General features: G+C 52.1%; 14 protein-coding genes. 3 read left to right on the top strand and 11 right to left on the bottom strand.

Features of this window, described 5'->3' with window-relative positions; all coding sequences use genetic code 11:
- Positions 1-67: 67 nt before the first annotated feature.
- The 5 genes from narI to F3J38_RS09830 are packed head-to-tail and all read right to left on the bottom strand — an operon-like array spanning position 68 to position 8125.
- Entirely contained in the window at positions 68-745 is a 678-nt protein-coding gene (gene narI / locus F3J38_RS09810; RefSeq protein WP_167137677.1) for a respiratory nitrate reductase subunit gamma, read from the bottom strand.
- A complete protein-coding gene (gene narJ, locus F3J38_RS09815) occupies positions 745-1434 on the bottom strand; it encodes a nitrate reductase molybdenum cofactor assembly chaperone (RefSeq protein ID WP_167137680.1) in 690 nt (229 codons plus the stop codon). The genes narI and narJ overlap by 1 nt, the downstream gene beginning before the upstream one ends.
- A complete protein-coding gene (gene narH / locus F3J38_RS09820) occupies positions 1434-2969 on the bottom strand; it encodes a nitrate reductase subunit beta (RefSeq protein WP_167137682.1) in 1536 nt (511 codons plus the stop codon). The genes narJ and narH overlap by 1 nt, the downstream gene beginning before the upstream one ends.
- Entirely contained in the window at positions 2966-6703 is a 3738-nt protein-coding gene (locus F3J38_RS09825) for a nitrate reductase subunit alpha (protein ID WP_167137686.1), read from the bottom strand. Before F3J38_RS09825 ends, narH begins: the two co-directional genes overlap by 4 nt.
- A 48-nt stretch (positions 6704-6751) precedes the next feature.
- Positions 6752-8125, bottom strand: coding sequence for a NarK family nitrate/nitrite MFS transporter (locus F3J38_RS09830; RefSeq protein ID WP_167137689.1), 1374 nt, complete (start codon positions 8123-8125; stop codon positions 6752-6754).
- A gap of 1102 nt (positions 8126-9227) precedes the next feature.
- On the opposite strand from F3J38_RS09830, the gene F3J38_RS09835 reads away from it, so the two are divergent.
- Positions 9228-9485 (top strand): hypothetical protein, encoded by a 258-nt coding sequence (locus F3J38_RS09835; protein ID WP_167137692.1) that lies wholly within the window; start codon positions 9228-9230, stop codon positions 9483-9485.
- A 119-nt stretch (positions 9486-9604) separates the two neighbouring features.
- The gene (locus F3J38_RS09840; protein WP_167137695.1) at positions 9605-9907 is read left to right on the top strand and encodes a hypothetical protein; all 303 of its coding nucleotides are present in this window, start codon (positions 9605-9607) and stop codon (positions 9905-9907) included.
- A 371-nt stretch (positions 9908-10278) separates the two neighbouring features.
- On the opposite strand, the gene F3J38_RS09845 is transcribed toward F3J38_RS09840, so the two are convergent.
- From F3J38_RS09845 to F3J38_RS09865, 5 genes are read right to left on the bottom strand one after another with little or no spacing between them, the layout of a single operon-like run.
- Positions 10279-11523: a phospholipase D-like domain-containing protein gene (locus tag F3J38_RS09845; RefSeq protein WP_167137698.1), complete on the bottom strand. Its 1245-nt coding sequence runs from the start codon at positions 11521-11523 to the stop codon at positions 10279-10281.
- Positions 11516-12154: a MotA/TolQ/ExbB proton channel family protein gene (locus F3J38_RS09850; protein ID WP_167138843.1), complete on the bottom strand. Its 639-nt coding sequence runs from the start codon at positions 12152-12154 to the stop codon at positions 11516-11518. The genes F3J38_RS09845 and F3J38_RS09850 overlap by 8 nt, the downstream gene beginning before the upstream one ends.
- Positions 12155-12171: 17 nt before the next feature.
- Positions 12172-14418, bottom strand: a complete 2247-nt coding sequence (locus F3J38_RS09855; RefSeq protein WP_167137701.1) for a TonB-dependent receptor family protein — start codon at positions 14416-14418, stop codon at positions 12172-12174.
- A gap of 32 nt (positions 14419-14450) precedes the next feature.
- Positions 14451-15218 carry an energy transducer TonB family protein gene (locus F3J38_RS09860; protein WP_167137704.1) on the bottom strand — a complete coding sequence of 256 codons (768 nt, stop codon included), beginning with the start codon at positions 15216-15218 and terminating at the stop codon, positions 14451-14453.
- Between the two features lies 1 nt (position 15219).
- Positions 15220-15627, bottom strand: a complete 408-nt coding sequence (locus tag F3J38_RS09865) for an ExbD/TolR family protein (RefSeq protein WP_167137707.1) — start codon at positions 15625-15627, stop codon at positions 15220-15222.
- A gap of 521 nt (positions 15628-16148) precedes the next feature.
- On the opposite strand from F3J38_RS09865, the gene F3J38_RS09870 reads away from it, so the two are divergent.
- Positions 16149-16358, top strand: a complete 210-nt coding sequence (locus F3J38_RS09870) for a YdgH/BhsA/McbA-like domain containing protein (RefSeq protein WP_167137710.1) — start codon at positions 16149-16151, stop codon at positions 16356-16358.
- 167 nt (positions 16359-16525) lie between these two features.
- Here F3J38_RS09870 and F3J38_RS09875 read toward each other — a convergent pair whose 3' ends face one another.
- Positions 16526-17545, bottom strand: a complete 1020-nt coding sequence (locus F3J38_RS09875; RefSeq protein WP_167137713.1) for an alpha/beta hydrolase — start codon at positions 17543-17545, stop codon at positions 16526-16528.
- Positions 17546-17582: the final 37 nt, after the last annotated feature.

A 17582-nucleotide genomic window follows, 5' to 3' on the forward strand; every position in this document is an offset into this window, starting at 1 on the left:
CGTTAACTGTAGACGATGGCCGGAAAAATGGGATCAGGCAGCCACCAGGCCGCCTGAAATGAGTGGGTTAACGGCGTGACCTCACCACCTGATAACGACGTGTGAAATACTCCACCGGCGCACTCCAGACGTGTACCAAACGTGTGAAGGGGAATAACAGGAAGAGGGTCATGCCTAGCACCAAATGAACACGATAAATCCACGCCACCCCGTCTAAATGCTCAGAAGCGCCCGCATGGAAGGTGACAACTGCCTGCGCCCAACCCACCAGTTTCATCATTTCAGAGCCGTCCATGTGCTGCGCAGAGAAGAAAATGGTGGTCAGCCCAAGCATGCACTGCACCACGAGAATGCCAAGGATCAGCATATCCGCATGCGTTGATGTGGCGCGGATGCGCGGGTTATAGAGGCGTCGCTTCAGCAGCAACAAACCGCCTACCAGCGTCATAATGCCGAACACGCCACCCGCAGCCATCGCCAGCTTCTGCTTGGCGGCAATTGACAGGAAGGGTTCATACATCCAGTGCGGCGTCAGCAAACCAAACAGATGGCCAAAGAAGATACCGAGGATACCGATGTGGAACAGATTCGACGCAAGGCGCATGCCTTTTTTATCCAGCATCTGACTTGATGAGGCACGCCAGGTGTATTGACCATAGTCGTATCGTAACCAACTGCCGACTAAAAACACCGTGCCACACAGGTAGGGATAAATGTCAAAAAACAACAAATCGAGATAGTGCATTAGCGTGATCCTCCTGCTGAGAGGTCGAGATATTGCGGCGCCGCTTCATCACGAAAACGTCGCTGATGTTGCTGCTGTGCGCTGTTATCACAGGTTTTATCATCGATAAACTTCACCTGTTCCTCTTCCCACACGGCATCCAGGGCTTCACGGGTATCATCGCGCGCTTCAGTCGCGACCTGCTGCGCCACGCTTTGGCTGCGTAATGGGCTATTAGCGATAGTCAGCAGCGCGTCAAAAAGTTCGCTAAACGCACTCTCGCGTTCTTTTAGGCGTCCGCCGAGTAGCGCCAGAATCGGTGCGATATCCAGCAACCCCTGACGTGCCTCGCTGGCTTCCCGCAGACTCAGATACTCAAGGTAAAGCGGCAAGTAGTCCGGTAACTCACGACAGTTCAGTTGCAAACCCGCTTGTTCATATTGCGCGAGCAGATCCACCATGGCCTGACCGCGATCGCGTGATTCGGCATGCACGTGTTCAAACAGCAGCAGGGAGGTTGCCCGTCCGCGCTCGAATAACGCGCACCAGTCAGCTTGCATATCGAGGGGGGGCGTAGTCAGATACTGGTTGATAAACGGCAGCAGCGCAGGCTGCTGCTGTTCCGCGAGCGAGCGGATCTCATCCTGATGCTGCCAAAGCGCGTCATCGGGATATTCGATCAGCATGCCGATCAGTTTCAGGATCTCCATTATTCACCTCCTGCTTTATCGCCGACGTTAATCGCATCGATACGGCGGCTGTTGAACAGGTTGAATTTGGTGTCACTGCCGTGGCAGCCATCGCCAAAGCTGAAACCGCAACCATTGCGTTCAGGGAAGGCCTCGCGTGCCAATTCACGGTGGCTGGTTGGGATCACAAAACGATCTTCGTAGTTGGCAATCGCGAGGTAACGATACATCTCTTCCACTTGCGCTTCACTTAGGCCGGTTTCTTCCAGCGCGCGGGTATCGGTGACGCCTTCCACCGTTTGTGAACGTTTGTAGTGGCGCATTGCCATCATGCGTTTCAGCGCCCGCAGCACTGGCGCGGTATCGCCGGCCGTCAGCATATTGGCCAGGTATTGTACAGGAATGCGCAGGCTTTCAACGTCGGGTAATACGCTGTCATGCTGCTGCAATCCGCCGTTGTCTGCCACCGACTGAATGGGCGACAACGGCGGCACGTACCACACCATCGGCAAGGTGCGATATTCCGGGTGCAGCGGCAGTGCCAGTTTCCAGTCCATTGCCAGCTTCCACACGGGAGAAGCCTGCGCAGCATCGATGACGTTTTGTGTGATGCCTTGTTTCAACGCTTCCTCGATCACCTGTGGATCGTTAGGGTCGAGAAAAACGTCACACTGGCGCTCATACAACTGTTGTGCATCTTCGGTGCTGGCCGCCTCGGCAATTTTATCGGCGTCATACAGCAGCACGCCGAGATAGCGAATACGGCCAACACAAGTTTCTGAGCAGACGGTTGGCATGCCCGACTCGATACGGGGATAGCAGAAGATGCATTTTTCTGACTTGCCGCTTTTCCAGTTGAAGTAGATTTTTTTGTAGGGGCAGCCGCTGATGCACAGACGCCAGCCACGGCATTTATCCTGATCGATCAGCACAATGCCATCTTCCTCGCGCTTATAGATGGCACCACTCGGACAGGTTGCGACACAGCTCGGATTGAGGCAGTGTTCACACAGACGTGGCAGATACATCATGAACGTATTTTCGAACGCGCCGTACATCTCCTTCTGCATGGCATCGAAGTTTTTGTCTGCTGAGCGCTTACTGAACTCACCCCCTAACAGCTCTTCCCAGTTAGGACCGCCGACGATTTTATCCATGCGCTCGCCGCTGATCAGCGAACGCGGACGGGCAGTGGGCTGGCTCTTACCCGCTTTTGCCGTATGCAGATGCTGGTAGTCGTAGGTGAAGGGTTCGTAATAATCGTCAATGCCCGGCACCAAGGGATTGGCGAAGATTTTCGACAGCACCGAGGAGCGATTACCCAAACGCGGCACCAGGCGACCTTTGATGGTGCGGATCCAGCCGCCGTGCCACTTATCTTGGTCTTCCCAGGCATGGGGATAGCCGACGCCGGGCTTGGTTTCCACATTATTGAACCAGGCATACTCCATGCCTTCGCGGCTGCTCCAGACATTTTTACAGGTCACGGAGCAGGTGTGGCAGCCAATGCATTTATCGAGGTTCAGAACCATGCCGACTTGTGAACGTATTTTCATTTCCCAGCCTCCTGAACCTGATCGCGGCCCTCGTCGTCGAGCCAGTTAACCTGTCGCATTTTGCGCACCATGATGAACTCATCGCGGTTGGAACCCACGGTGCCGTAGTAGTTGAAGCCATAAGCCAACTGCGCGTAGCCACCAATCATATGGGTGGGTTTCGGGCAGACACGTGTCACTGAGTTATGAATCCCGCCGCGCATCCCGGTCACTTCTGACCCTGGAATATTCATCAGGCGCTCCTGAGCGTGATACATCATGGTCATACCGGCGGGGACGCGCTGGCTGACCACCGCACGTGCGGTCAGCGCACCATTGGCGTTAAACACTTCAATCCAGTCGTTGTCTTTGATCCCCAGTTCCTGCGCATCGGCTTCGCTCATCCACACAATCGGACCACCGCGTGACAACGTCAGCATCAGCAGGTTTTCACTGTAGGTTGAGTGAATGCCCCATTTCTGGTGCGGCGTCAGGAAGTTCAGTGCTTTCTCCGGGAAGCCGTTAGAGGGGATACGTTGCAGGTCGGCGACACTGCGGGTATCCACCGGCGGCCGATAGGCGACCAGGCTTTCACCAAACGCACGCATCCACGGGTGATCCTGATACAGCTGTTGACGGCCGCTCAGCGTGCGCCATGGGATCAGTTCATGCACATTGGTATAGCCAGCGTTGTAGGAGACGTGCTCATCTTCCAGGCCTGACCAGGTTGGGCTGGAGATGATTTTGCGCGGTTGCGCCTGGATATCGCGGAAGCGAATTTTTTCCTCTTCTTTGGGCAGCGCCAGATGCGCATGCTCACGTCCAGTAAACTCGCTAAGCGCATTCCAGGCTTTCACCGCCACCTGACCATTGGTTTCCGGCGCCAGCGTGAGGATCACCTCCGCAGCATCAATGGCGCTGTTGATTTGAGGTTGCCCTTTGGCGGGACCGTCCTTTTTGGTGTAATTGAGGCGACGCAGCAGATCGACTTCTTTATCGGTATTCCAACTGATGCCTTTACCGCCGTTGCCAAGTTTTTCCAATAACGGACCCACAGAGGTAAAGCGCTCATAAGTGGCGGGGTAATCACGCTGAACGCTGATGATGTGTGGCGCGGTTTTGCCAGGGATCAGGTCGCATTCGCCTTTTTTCCAGTCGCGAATCTCACCGCCTTGGGCCAGCTCGGCAGGCGAGTCATGCTGAATGGGTTGCAGTACCACATCGGTTTCTTCGCCCAAGTGACCGACACAAAGTTCGGAGAAGGTTTTGGCGATACCTTTGTAAATGTCCCAGTCGCTTTTCGATTCCCAGGCAGGGTCTACGGCGGCTGAAAGCGGATGAATAAACGGATGCATATCCGAGGTATTCATATCGTCCTTTTCATACCAGGTGGCAGTCGGCAAGACGATGTCGGAAAACAGACAGGTGCTCGACATACGAAAATCGAGCGTCACCAACAAATCGAGCTTGCCTTCAAGCGCGGCGGTGCGCCATTCGACTTCTTCAGGCATCACTTGTTCATCATCAATCGGTTCACCCTGCACGCCGCTTTCGGTGCCGAGCAGGTAACGCAGCATATACTCATGGCCTTTACCGGATGATCCCAACAGGTTCGAGCGCCAGATAAACATATTGCGTGGGTGATTGCTGCCGTTATCCGGCTGTTCGCACGCCATGCGGATAGCGCCGGATTGCAAGGCGGCGGCGGTCCAGTCCGCGGGGGATTGACCGGCCTGTTCCGCTTTGGCGGCGATGTCCAGTGGGTTAACGTTGAGCTGTGGAGAGGAGGGTAACCAACCCATGCGTTCGGCACGCACGTTGAAGTCGAGTAAATGACCGCGGTATTGGCTGGCGTCGGCCAATGGCGACAACAACTCCTGCGCCTGTAGCTTCTCGTAACGCCACTGACTGGCGTGGTTGTAGAAGTAAGAGGTGCTGTTCATGTGGCGTGGTGGACGGTTCCAGTCCAGCGCAAAGGCCAGCGGTGTCCAGCCGGTCTGCGGACGCAGTTTTTCCTGTCCAACATAGTGCGCCCAGCCGCCGCCGGTTTGCCCGACACAACCACAGAACACCAGCATGTTGATCAGCGCGCGGTAGCTCATGTCCATGTGATACCAGTGGTTGATCCCGGCACCGAGGATGATCATCGAGCGCCCGTGGGTTTTATGCGCTGTCTCGCCAAACTCACGAGCGATTTTTTCTATCTGGCTGCGCGGCACACCGCAAATCTGTTCTGCCCAGGCGGGTGAATAAGCACGGATATCGTTGTAATCCCGTGCGCAGTTACTGTCATCCAGTCCACGGTCCACGCCGTAATTCGCCAGTGTGAGGTCGTAAACGGAGGCCACATTAATCTTCGCGCCGTCAGCGAGCGTGATCGCTCTGACGGGCAGTTTGTGCAACAGAATCTCGTCCTGTTTCACATGGCGGAAGTGAGGGTTTTCCAGTCCACCAAAGTAAGGGAAAGCGACGTCGAGAACGGCGTCATGCTGCTCAAGCAGACTGAGCTGCAACTGAATCGCTTGACCCGCCGCTTTCGGTTCCAGGTTCCATTTACCTTTCTCACCCCAACGGAAACCGACCGAGCCATTTGGTACAACCAACTCACCTGCACTGGTGTACGCCACCGTTTTCCAATCGGGATTATTGGTTTCGCCAAGATTGTCCAGCAGGTCGGCAGCGCGTAACTGTCGTCCGGGTACATAGCTGCCATCTTCACGCGGTTCCAGCACCACCAACATCGGCATGTCAGTGTAGTGGCGAACGTAATTGAGGAAGTATTCGCTAGGATTTTTCAGGTGGAACTCATTGAGCAACACATGGCCCATTGCCATGGCTAACGCGCTGTCAGTCCCTTGTTTTGGCGCCAGCCATTGGTCGCTGAGCTTAGCCACTTCTGAATAGTCTGGCGTGACGGCCACCGTTTTGGTGCCTTTGTAACGCACCTCGGTGAAGAAGTGTGCATCTGGGGTACGGGTTTGCGGCACGTTGGAACCCCAGGCAATGATATAGCTGGAGTTGTACCAGTCAGCAGATTCTGGCACGTCGGTTTGCTCACCCCACGTCATCGGTGAGGCAGGCGGCAAATCGCAATACCAGTCATAGAAACTGAGACAGGTGCCACCAATCAACGACAGATAGCGCGTACCCGCGGCGTAGGAGACCATCGACATCGCCGGAATCGGTGAGAAACCGGCGACACGATCGGGGCCGTAGTTTTTGATCGTCCAAATGTTTGCGGCGGCAATCAGCGGGTTCAGTTCCTGCCAGCTGGCGCGCACAAATCCACCCCGACCGCGTTGGGTTTTAAACTGCTGACTTTTATCGCTATCGGCCATGATGGAATGCCAGGCCTCAACCGGATCGCTGTGCTGTGCCTGGGCATCGCGCCATAGCTCCAGCAGCGCTTTACGAATCAGCGGATATTTCAAGCGGTTGGCGCTGTAAAGATACCAGGAATAGCTGGCACCTCGCGGGCAGCCACGCGGTTCATGATTGGGCAGGTCAGGGCGAGTACGTGGGTAATCCGTTTGCTGCGTCTCCCACGTCACTAAGCCATTCTTGACGTAGATCTTCCAGCTACAGGAACCAGTGCAGTTCACTCCGTGCGTTGAACGCACAATTTTGTCGTATTGCCAGCGCTGGCGATAGCTGTCTTCCCAGTCACGATTGGTGTGGTACACCTGACCATGACCGTCAGCAAAACTTTCACCTTTCTGTTTGAAATAGCGAAAGCGATCAAGCAGTTTGCTCATGACGCTTCTCCGATTGTCACATTGCTCTAAGCCTTTACAGGCGCGTAATTATGAGTTTGTCGCTTTGCGGCGACCGTAAAGCAGCCAAGTCACGACAAGGCAAATCAAATAAAAAATAAGGAAAATTTTCATCGCACCGATCGGAGATCCGGTCATGGCGAGTGAGGTTCCGAAGGCTTTCGGAATGAAGAAGCCACCAATGGCACCCAGCGCTGAGATAAAGCCAAGTGCGGCAGCGGTATCGGTAATGGCAACATGCTGTGCTTCTTGCGCACTGTGGCCTAAAGCGAGCATGCGTTGCTGGGTACGTTGGCGGAAGATGACGGCAATCATCTGATAGGTTGAGCCGCTGCCAAGACCGGCAGTGAGAAACAGCCCCATAAAGACGACATAGAAACTAAAGAACGAAGCCCCCCGCGAACCGGGTAAGGTGAGAAACAGCAGGGCGGAAAAAAGCGTCATCAACATAAAGTTAATGGTGGTAACACGCACGCCGCCAAATTTGTCCGACATCATGCCGCCCGCGGAACGCGCTAACGCCCCTAACAGCGGGCCGAAAAAGGCGAGATGGATAATGTCTACCTGTGGATATTGGGTCTTCGCTAACATGGCGAAGCCAGCAGAAAAGCCGATAAAGGAGCCAAAGGTGGCCAGATAGAGCATTCCCAGAATCCACAAATGCGCGCTTTTCAATACCGGTAACTGCTCACGCAATGATGCGCGGAATCCCGCGATATCATTCATGCCAAACCAAGCGGCCACAGAGGCGATAATCAGGAACGGCACCCAAACCCAAGCGGCATTCGCGAGCCATATGCTACTGCCATCGGCGAGGGTGACTCCGCCGCTGATGAAGGGTACGACGATCACCAAAGGCGCTAACAGTTGCATGACGCTTACGCCCAGATTGCCTAATCCACCGTTAATGCCCAGTGCCGAACCTTGACGGTTTTTGGGGAAGAACAGGCTGATGTTACCCATGCTAGAGGCGAAGTTTGCACCGGCTAAGCCGCATAACAGCGCGATGATGATGAAAACGGAGTAAGGCGTGGAGGGATCCTGTACGGCAAAGCCAAGCCACAAACAGGGAACCACCAATATGGCTGTGCTGATCACCGTCCACAATCTTCCGCCCAGCACAGGGACAATGAAGGAGTAGGGTACGCGGAATAATGCGCCCGATAGCGAGGGCAACGCGGTCAACAAGAACAGTTGGTCAACGGTAAAATTAAATCCAACCCGATTGAGATTCACAGCGACAGCGCTAAATAGCATCCACACGCAGAATGCTAAGAGCAGTGCACTCACCGAGATCCATAAATTTCTTCGGGCTATTTTCTGCCCAGTCTGCTGCCAAAATTGTGGATCTTCCGGTGACCACTGGCGCAATAATGACTTTTCAGATTGAAAAGAATGGCTCACATCCCCCCCTTATTGGTTAGTCTGATAAGGTTTTGTATGACATTGAATAAGACTTGGCATTCTAAATAAGCAACTGCTGCTTTTGCCTTTAGAATATGAACAGATCTTTTATCATTATAGGTATGTGACGAGCATGATATATATCAAAACAGATGGCATATAATTTAATAGAAGGCGAAAAGGGCATTTTCAATGACTAAAAACCATGCAAATTGTAATGATTAGTTTCAAGCAGGCCCTATTCGTTGATAATAAAGGAAAGCGACGGGTTAACTGACGATGAAAATCAAGGCAATCTCTTTTTGGATGTATATTTTAATATATAACGATGCTCAGAGGGAAAATATGACACATGACATTGCCATAATGACAATTACTTCAAACAATAATTTGCATTTACGATGATAAAAAGTCATATAAATCAAATAATTGAAGCTTGGAATAAACCTTGCCTTGCATTGAGAACTGACGACTTATTTGATAAGAATAAAGAAATCGCCAACGCAGATAGATTTTGATGGAAATGAAATTGTGATCCATAATCCACCAAGATGTACCTGCCGCAGGATTATTTGGTGTGACGTATTCAGCCTAAACATCTTGTCTGGCGATGCCCTTGCCACTTTGACGGCAAGGCTAGGGTAAATCAGGTTCGAAAAACGGTTTGACTATCATTTATTGATAGAGGAGGTTGAAGCGGCTTTCGGGGGAATATGGCATAAGTGGCATGCTGATAAGGGATTAAGATTGAATAAGAACAACTGCAAATGAATAATAAGCGTGCCAATGAATAATAAATTGCACGCTTATTTGATCTCACTTTCAAAATTAACTCTATAGAGTTATTACACCACCGCAAGTTAACCATTTAAGACTTTGCTCTGCTTTCCGTACCGATTTTCATCATCGCTTGAGCGTATTCTCGCTGCATGTCCCCGCGCTACAGGATCGCAGAACGGATATCGTGTTGTTGGCCGGCTTCTTTTGTGAAAGATGCCGAGAGAAGTTTGGCATCAAGCATTGTCTGTCAGCACAGCGGCACGCGAACGGCTACTGGCTTATGATTGGGCGCGAACTGGAGCATACAATTTATCGAGCAGCCATGATGGCGCAGGCTGATGCGGCAAATGATGATGTCTCATTGCAGCCTCAACATTTCGTTCTGAGCGGATCCGTGGCACCGGCACAAATCATAGCGGTGACCATGCAAAGTTTGAAAGATGCGCAGTTGCAGTTTCAACTTGAGTACATCTTGCGCGCCTATAATGCCAGCTATCGTAAGTGGGCACTGTGCGCGCGCACACTGGAAATCGATCTGGGAAATCTGCATCGCATCGGCTGGCAAAAAAACTTGGCATAGGGTGATTCTGTGCTTAAAGCACCAAGCGCTGCTACGTGAATTCTGCGTAATAACGCGAGGGATAACCCATGATTTTTCACGTAGCGATGCCGGTTTATTATCCAATTTAAGGGGGTAAAGTGCAGTTTGAAGAAATCGACATTCTGATGAAGGATAAAACGGACTTTCATAAGCGACTCAAGTTGATAGCAGCCTTGAAAGCACGGACGGATGGCCACAGCATTGAGGCGCTGCAATTTCTGCTTAAACATGATGGGGTTTACAAGGTGAGGCTCGCAGCCTGGCAGGTGTTGAGTGAGAAAGGCGTGCAGTGCGCCGAACCGGTTGCGCGTCCAGCTTACGCCATTTTTCTGGAGAGGAGCATCGGGAAGCTAAAACGCTTTGGGGTGTGGCTGGTAGCTATCACCGAAGGGTTTAGATAATGCCGATGGGAGTTGAGACATGCTAGCAGAGAAGACCGTGGAGAGCGGGTGAGAATGATGTACAGCTACTGGCGCGCAACTGGATACATTATTTAACATAATATACATTATGCGCCATTCGATGTACTAGCTAAATTCACATGTCCCCTTGGCGATGCCGATGCTTTCCTGGACTGTTATGTTGTGATTCCCAGATGCTGCCGGTACTTCAGCGGACGCATTGCACCTCATGATATTTTGATCCAACTCTCCTTATACCAACAGCAGGCACCTAAAAACTTCTGCGTGGTGCCTGCCCGGTTTCTGCCGTAGTACATTTCATTTATGACCCGTTCGACGTAACCTGCACATGGAGCATTCTGTTCAATGATTCACTGCTGCGTGCGCCGAACGCCGCCGGGATCCGGACGCGGATAATCGGCCCGAATATCCAACACCTTCGCATACTGGCTTTGCCAAAGCTGTAGATAAAGCGCATCCAGCCGGGCTGCCATTTTTTTACTATTCATCACCATTTCCAGATTGCGCGAATTATCCATATATCCACCGCTCCAGTTACTGGTGCCTACCCACGCCAGCCGATCGTCAATAGTCATAATTTTGCTATGAATCACACGCGAAAACGGGATAAAGCCGCGGCTGGCTTGCGGAATGGTGACCACTTTTATCTGCACGTTCGGCACCAGCGCCAAACTTTTTAGCCAGCTAATTTCCGGTTGTTTGGTATTCCAATCGGCGACCATCAACTCAACTTGAACGCCACGCGCGACTGCGGCACGCAAAGCATTGTCGATGACGCCATAAAATGGTCGAGACCGGTTTTCGCCGAATGACAGCGGCGCATAATCCATCACCTGCACGCGAATGCGCTTTTTTGCACTTGCCAGTAGCTGAGGTAACACCGCTTGTGAGTCAGGCACATCACTTGGATTCCAGCGACGTGGGCTGGCAACCAGATAATTACCGTTCAACACATCGCTGGGTGGCGTGCCGCCGCCTAGTTCAGGGACGCTTTTTCCCGCAGCCAATAGTGCTTGCGCATCCCAGTCCTGCTGGAAAATTGCCGCCATTTTCGCCACAACGGTGGCGTTATTGATCAGAAGTCCGGTTTCATGGATGTGTTCCAGCGCGCGCCAGTCAAAATTCTGGCTACCCAGAAAACCGAGTTTGCCATCCACCACCCAATATTTGGCGTGCACGATGCCGCCCGCCAACTTGCCGAACGGAATAATACGTAATGAAAGATTAGGCAGGCTTTCTAACTGTTCCAGAGTTGAGCGTGTGCTGATTTTGACGCCCTTCTCTTCCAGCAAAAAGCGAATTTTGACGCCACGCTCACCGGCACGGCGTAACGCTTCAATCACTGGCGTCAGGCGTGAATCCGCTTCATCGGCCACATAAAACTGCGCAATGTCGATCTGCTGCTGCGCGCCGTCAATCATCTCGCGCCAGACTTCGGCGCTATTGCGCAGATCTTCGGCGTTAAGCGTAGTTTCACTTGGCGCATCGTAGATCAGTTCATAGCCGGGAATGCTGACACTGGCTTTGCTTAACGGGCTGCACAGCAGCAGCCCGGTACAAAGCATTTGCGTCAGGCGCTGGCGCCAGTCACGCATAGCGCTGTACTCCCTTTTCCTTCCAACCTTCATTGTTGCTGGCCCGCGTCGGCGTGGCGGCGCGTAACAGCAACACCTTTAGCAGCTCATTAATGCGCTCCATACGGTTTTGCAGAAAATTGTTGCTGACGAGGCACAGCAGCGCAATCGCAATACCCAAACCGGTGGCGAACAGCGCGGTGCCCATGCCTGCAGAAACTTGGCTGGCATCGGAAACGCCCGAGGCCGCCAACGCTTTGAAGGTATCCATTATGCCCATCACCGTGCCGAGTAAGCCCAGCAATGGCGCTGCGGTGACCACGGTTTCCAGCAGCCATAAGCCGCGTGTCATTGCCGGTTTGCTCAGCAGATACTGCGCATCCATGATGTCGTTCATCGCTTCGCTGCTGACGCCGTTTTTCTTCTCCAGCACTGGCTCAATCATCTTGACCGGCAAGCTGGTTTGGCGGCGCAGTGCTTCCGGCAGTTCATTCAGCGTCATCGTGTCCGTGGTCATTTGCTTCTCCAACTGCTTCGCCTGGCGCTGTGTCCAGGCAAACCAAATGGTGCGCTCAATGATGATCACTACTGCAATCGCCAGCGCGGCGTACATGACATAGAAGATCAGGTCGTGGACGAGTGTCGCATTCATCATGTTCATCCTTCAGGTTAGAAAGTTGCTTCCAGCGAGACGCTAAACGTACGTTCCTCGCCCACGTTGTAATAAGGTGTGGCGCCGCGCAGGCCGTTATGCTCATCGGCATTGGTCACTACGGTACGCGCCGATGTCAGGTACTCTTTATCAAACAGGTTCTCAACTCCAACACGCAGCGTGGCACTTTTGACAATCTTCTTATCCACTGGCAAATAGACACCTGCCGATAAATCAAACAGTGTTCTGCCGCCAATTTTCTGATCGTTAGTCATGTCACCATAAAATGCGCCGACATATTTGCCGGTGATATTGCTGTAGAACAGGCCGTCGTCGTAGCCGAGCGAGAGGTTGAGAAGGTTTTTTGGCGCGTTCGGGATCTGCTTGCCGCTGGTTGGTACTTCAATGCCGCTGCGGCTGGTGTTATTTTTCTGTTCGGTATCGGTGTAGGTATATGACGCGTAGTAATTGAAGTTATACGGCAGCAAGCCACTCCACTCCAGCTCCAGCCCGCGATTCTGCACTTTGCCGGCGTCGATCATTTCGTAATCCCCATCGGCGTTGGTGGTAGAAACTTGGCGATGGGTGTAGTTAAGGTAGAACAAGGTGGCGCTCAACATCATATCTTCACCCTGGAAACGCCAGCCCAGCTCGTGGTTCCAGCTCATTTCAGGTTCAAGGCTGAACGAGTCGCCAACGTTGTACAACACATAGTTTTGCGGCGTACGCATGTTGCGCGTCAGATTATAAAACAGCTGATTTTCCGGGTTGAGTTTGTAACTGGCGCTAAAGTTCGGCAGCAGTTCGCTATAGGTTTTGCTGCGTTTTTCTGGTGCGGCTTCGAGGCTGCCTTTGTTATTGCCGCGACGCTCAACGTGCTGCCAGGCCAAGCCGCCGACCAAGGTCAAATCGGATGTCGTATACCAGGTATCCTGCAACCACACTTTCTGCGCAGGCGTCACGGTGTATTGATTGCGGCCTTGCACAGTTTTGCCGTTGGCATCAGTCACCTGACCGGAACCGCCCGGTTCACCCCATAGATCCACCGGATTACCATCGCCTTTAATCGCGATGAACGGCTGAGTTTGTGACTGGCGCGCGCGCTCATACCAGTAACCAATATCAAGGCTATGCGCCTCGTTGATATCCCATTTCAATTTAGTGGTGATGCCGGGACGCCAGGTTTGCGTCCATGAAGGACGATAGTAGGTATTGCTGGTTAGATTGCTGAGGTCGTACTGGCCGTTGCGGTCGGAGGTTGGGCCCAGCGTGTTGGCACTTTGACCACTAAAGCTGCCGCCGTTGCCCCAGTAATAGTAAGGCTGTAAAGTCAGCGCCAGATTATCGCGCAGCTGTAATTTCTGAGAGAAGCTGACCGTGAGATTTTCAAACGGGTTACGGTTGAGTTTGTAATAGCGTGAAAGTTGGCCGCTGCTGTTGTACTGCGGCGTCGCCGGATAATCATTGCTATAGCGTCCTCCTTGATCAAACTGCGCTTTGCTGATCGAATTGTAGTTGCTGTTTAATTGACGGTTATATTTGACGATCAGATTGCTACTGTTGCCGTTTTCGGCTTCATACAGCGAATTCATCTCGAACTTGTTCGAGTACAACCGCCCTTCACCGCGCCACTTTTTCGCTTCAGTGTGCGAATAGGAGAGCCAGTTACTGAAACCGTTGTATTCACCGGTTTCGAGACGCGCAAAGGTTTTGCTGAGATTATTACTGCCGAGGGTTTGTTTCACAAAGCCGCCGAACTCTTTCGCCGGACGTTTAGTCACTAATCCGATATTGCCTCCGCTAGAGCCAATATGCGGGCCGTCCGCTTCCGAAGAACCTTGAGTAATGAAAATTTCTTGCAAGTTCTCTTCATCACCGACCAGATTGGGATATACGGCGTAATTGCCGGAGTCGTTAATGGGGATGCCATCCATCGACAAACCGATTTGGTCAGAGCTCATTCCGCGCATGGTGTAGTCTACGCCGCTCAAGCCGCTGGAATCGTTACTGTTAACATTTAATCCTGGCGAATATTTCAGACGATCCAAGGCATTACCCGCAATGTTGGCCTGTTTTTTCATCGCCTCTTTGGTGATGGTCGAGCGCGCTTTGGCGCTTTCTTCCTGCACCATCATACCGCCGCCAAGTGATTGCCCTTGAACGTTAATGGTGCCGACATCAGTTTCATCAGCAGCCAGCGCTACGCCCGGAGAAAGCGCAGACATCACCGCAAGGTAAACCCCAGAACGTGTAAATGCTCTCATCGAAATTTCCTTTTAATTTTAAAATTGGGCGGTCATGGCGCCCGGTAGTTAAAAGTGGCGGTAAAACGTTTAGTACGTTGCCCAGCAAAGGCGTCAGCCGGAAACGGCCTCACCTGTTTAATGTTTTGCAAGCTGCTGGCGGCCGCGCGATTCAGCAACATACTTCGCGCCTTAGTGGTGACACCTGAATCCAGCACACGACCGCTACGGTCCACCTCCAGCCACACTTCTACCTGGCCTTCCGGGCGTTCTAGCGATGCCTGGCGTCCCGTGGGATAACGCTTTTGTGCTTCGAGGTCGCGACGCAGCGCGGCAATCCAGCCATTCTCCAGAGCGGCAGCGTTAACTGCGGGAGCGGATGGAATAACTGGCGCAGCAGGCTTCTTATTCACGGTTGGGTGCGTATTACTTTGCACGCTCTTCTCGGCTGGTCGCGGTTCTGTCGCCGGTTTCTGCTTGGTAACTGGCTTTGGTTTTGGTTGCGGTTTCGGTTCTGCCTTCAGCTGCGGTTTGACCCGCGGTGGCGGCGCGATCGGCTCGGACGCTGGCGCGTTGGTCACCGGTGGCGGTTCGGGAATGGGTTCTGGTAATGGCGGTGGCTCGGACGGCGACGATTCCGCCTGCGGCTCTGGATCGGGCTGTTCAGCGGGCAGTTCCACCAACGCCACTTCCATTGTCGTCTCGTCATAGCGCGGTTGGACTTTCAGCAAGGTCAGAGGGTTGTTGAACATCATCCAGCCCGCCGCAGCGATAACCGGTATCCAACTGAAAGCATGGCGTAAGCGGTAAAGTGAATACATATCACAGCTTCCGCGTGGCGATGGAAATCGACGTGAAGCCACCCTGACGCAAGCTGTCCATCACCGCTACCAAACGCTCCACGGGCACGGATTTATCGCTATTGAGGATGATTGCTGTGGAATCGATGCTGGCCTGCCCTGCCTTCAGACGCGCCACCAACGCTTCTAAGGTCACGCCTTCACCGTCCAGTTCCAGCTGATTATTTTCACCCAATGTGACAATCGCGCGCTTTTGCGGCTTAATTTGCTGTGCGCTGGCCGCTGCGGGTAATTGTGTTTTCATTCCCTGCGATGGAATAACGTTGAGACTGATCAACACAAAGAAAACCAGCAGAAACATCATCACGTCGATCATTGGTATTAATTCGATGTGCGCTTTGTTCTTTTTGGATTCATTCCAACTTCGCATTGCCTGGCTCCTTTTAGAAAGCAGCCAATATAGGAATCTAATGTTTATCTTTCGTTACATTATTAAGAATAAATTAATTGTTTCTTACGCAATAATGTAAATTATTACACAATAAAACTATTCAAATTACACATAATCATCATTTATTCGCATTCAGTTTGGTCTTAGGAACGCAAATATCGCAGGAGAGATGCGGGTATACGGGTGACCGATTGTGTGGCGCCCCCTGATGTGCGGGTACGCACCGAATGAGAAATTGATGCGTTCTCGTTTTACCGACGTATGTATTCGTAACAGCCATAAATCAGTCCAATATGAACGTCAGGTATGTATCAGACCCTGCTTATTACAATTGGACGGCAGCCACCGTTAGGTCATTTTTTTTCACGTTCGACTTTGTTCAATTTTTTTGACTTATTAAAGCAATTATTACCGATTTTCAGTATGCATCAAGGGGTTTAGTATTCATTCCATCGAGGCAGAACGCCTCACAATGAAAACTAAACTTCCAGGAAATGACCATGAAAAACATCAAAACTTTCGTTGTAGTTGCAGCTCTGGCACTTATCTCTTCTTCAAGCTTTGCGCAAACCGTGACGGCTACGGTGTCAACGCTGGACGGTGCAGAAGCGCAAATCGCGGCAAAAGCGAAACTCGCTGGCGCAGGATATAGCATTACCGAAGCCTATGCGGGTAACCAAGTACACATGACCGCACGTCTGACCAAATAATCATGGTCGCAAAAGGATTTGCCAGAAGGGGCTGCCGAAAGGTGGCCTTTTTTGGTGGATTGGAATAAAGAAAATGTTTAAGAAACAGCAGATATTGAATGGTAAAAAAGACCCGCTATACGGGTCTTTATATGTGTATTTCGGCCCAGATCAGAGTTAAAACAGCCTTACTTCAGATGCAATTTGATTTCTGAAGAGGCTTGTTGCAGCGCCGTTCGAACGGTGGGTTCCTGACTAATGGCATTAAGTAGGCCGTAATCGTGGATCATCCCGTTATAGCGGGTTACCGTTACTGGCACGCCTGCCGCATCGAGTTTACGTCCAAAGGCTTCGCCTTCATCGCGCAGCACGTCCAATTCGGCAGTCTGAATCAGCGTCGGCGATAACCCTTTCAGCTCAGCGGTTGTGGCGCGAAGTGGTGATGCCAGAATGTTATTGCGGTCAGTTTCAGACGTGGTGTAGTTATCCCAGAACCATTTCATCATGTTCTTCGTCAGGAAATGCCCTTCAGCAAACTGCTGATAGGATGCGTCGCTGAAATCAGCATCGGTTACCGGCCACAGCATCACGTTATAGCGGATCGCTGGCGTATGGTTACGCAAAGCCTGCAATGCCACTGAAGCCACCATGTTGCCCCCTACACTGTTCCCTACCAGCGCCAGACGCGTTCCATCTACACCGATTTCATTACCGTGCTCGGCAACCCATTTTGTCGCTTCATAAGCCTGTGTTACAGCGACCGGGAAATGTGCTTCAGGAGACGGCGTATAGTTGACAAAGACCGCCGCAGCGCCGGATTCATTGACCAGGTCGCGAACCAGACGCTCGTGAGTCTGGTAATCGCCCAGCACCCAGCCTCCGCCATGGAAGAACATGAATACCGGCAGCGTGCCCGAAGCATTTTCCGGCTTAACCACCGTTAGCGTCAGTGGTTTGCCAAGTACGGTGATCACTTTTTCCGAGACGCTCGCAGGTGGCAGCTTCACTCCTTTTTGTGCACCAATCAGCACCGCACGCGCTGCGGCTGGTGAAAGTTGCTCAATAGGTTTTCCGCCTCCACTGTTCAGTACCTTTAGGAAGGCACTGACGCCCGCTGTAGGTTCAGGCGTATTATCTGGTGCACCGGCAAAAGCGGCACCGACTTGAGTGGCCAGAAGCACTGCAATGGCCTTCATTTTCAAATTCATGAATATCCCTGTTTGTTTAAGAGTAAATAATGCCCCA

The organism is Candidatus Pantoea formicae (assembly GCF_011752625.1).
Classification (GTDB): domain Bacteria; phylum Pseudomonadota; class Gammaproteobacteria; order Enterobacterales; family Enterobacteriaceae; genus Pantoea; species Pantoea formicae.

Coding starts and splice junctions, on each gene's coding strand:
- narI (WP_167137677.1), bottom strand. CDS start 745: ATGCACTATCTCGATTTGTTGTTTTTTGACATTTATCCCTACCTGTGT.
- narJ (WP_167137680.1), bottom strand. CDS start 1,434: ATGGAGATCCTGAAACTGATCGGCATGCTGATCGAATATCCCGATGAC.
- narH (WP_167137682.1), bottom strand. CDS start 2,969: ATGAAAATACGTTCACAAGTCGGCATGGTTCTGAACCTCGATAAATGC.
- F3J38_RS09825 (WP_167137686.1), bottom strand. CDS start 6,703: ATGAGCAAACTGCTTGATCGCTTTCGCTATTTCAAACAGAAAGGTGAA.
- F3J38_RS09835 (WP_167137692.1), top strand. CDS start 9,228: ATGATGGCGCAGGCTGATGCGGCAAATGATGATGTCTCATTGCAGCCT.
- F3J38_RS09845 (WP_167137698.1), bottom strand. CDS start 11,523: ATGCGTGACTGGCGCCAGCGCCTGACGCAAATGCTTTGTACCGGGCTG.
- F3J38_RS09850 (WP_167138843.1), bottom strand. CDS start 12,154: ATGAATGCGACACTCGTCCACGACCTGATCTTCTATGTCATGTACGCC.
- F3J38_RS09855 (WP_167137701.1), bottom strand. CDS start 14,418: ATGAGAGCATTTACACGTTCTGGGGTTTACCTTGCGGTGATGTCTGCG.
- F3J38_RS09860 (WP_167137704.1), bottom strand. CDS start 15,218: ATGTATTCACTTTACCGCTTACGCCATGCTTTCAGTTGGATACCGGTT.
- F3J38_RS09865 (WP_167137707.1), bottom strand. CDS start 15,627: ATGCGAAGTTGGAATGAATCCAAAAAGAACAAAGCGCACATCGAATTA.
- F3J38_RS09870 (WP_167137710.1), top strand. CDS start 16,149: ATGAAAAACATCAAAACTTTCGTTGTAGTTGCAGCTCTGGCACTTATC.
- F3J38_RS09875 (WP_167137713.1), bottom strand. CDS start 17,545: ATGAATTTGAAAATGAAGGCCATTGCAGTGCTTCTGGCCACTCAAGTC.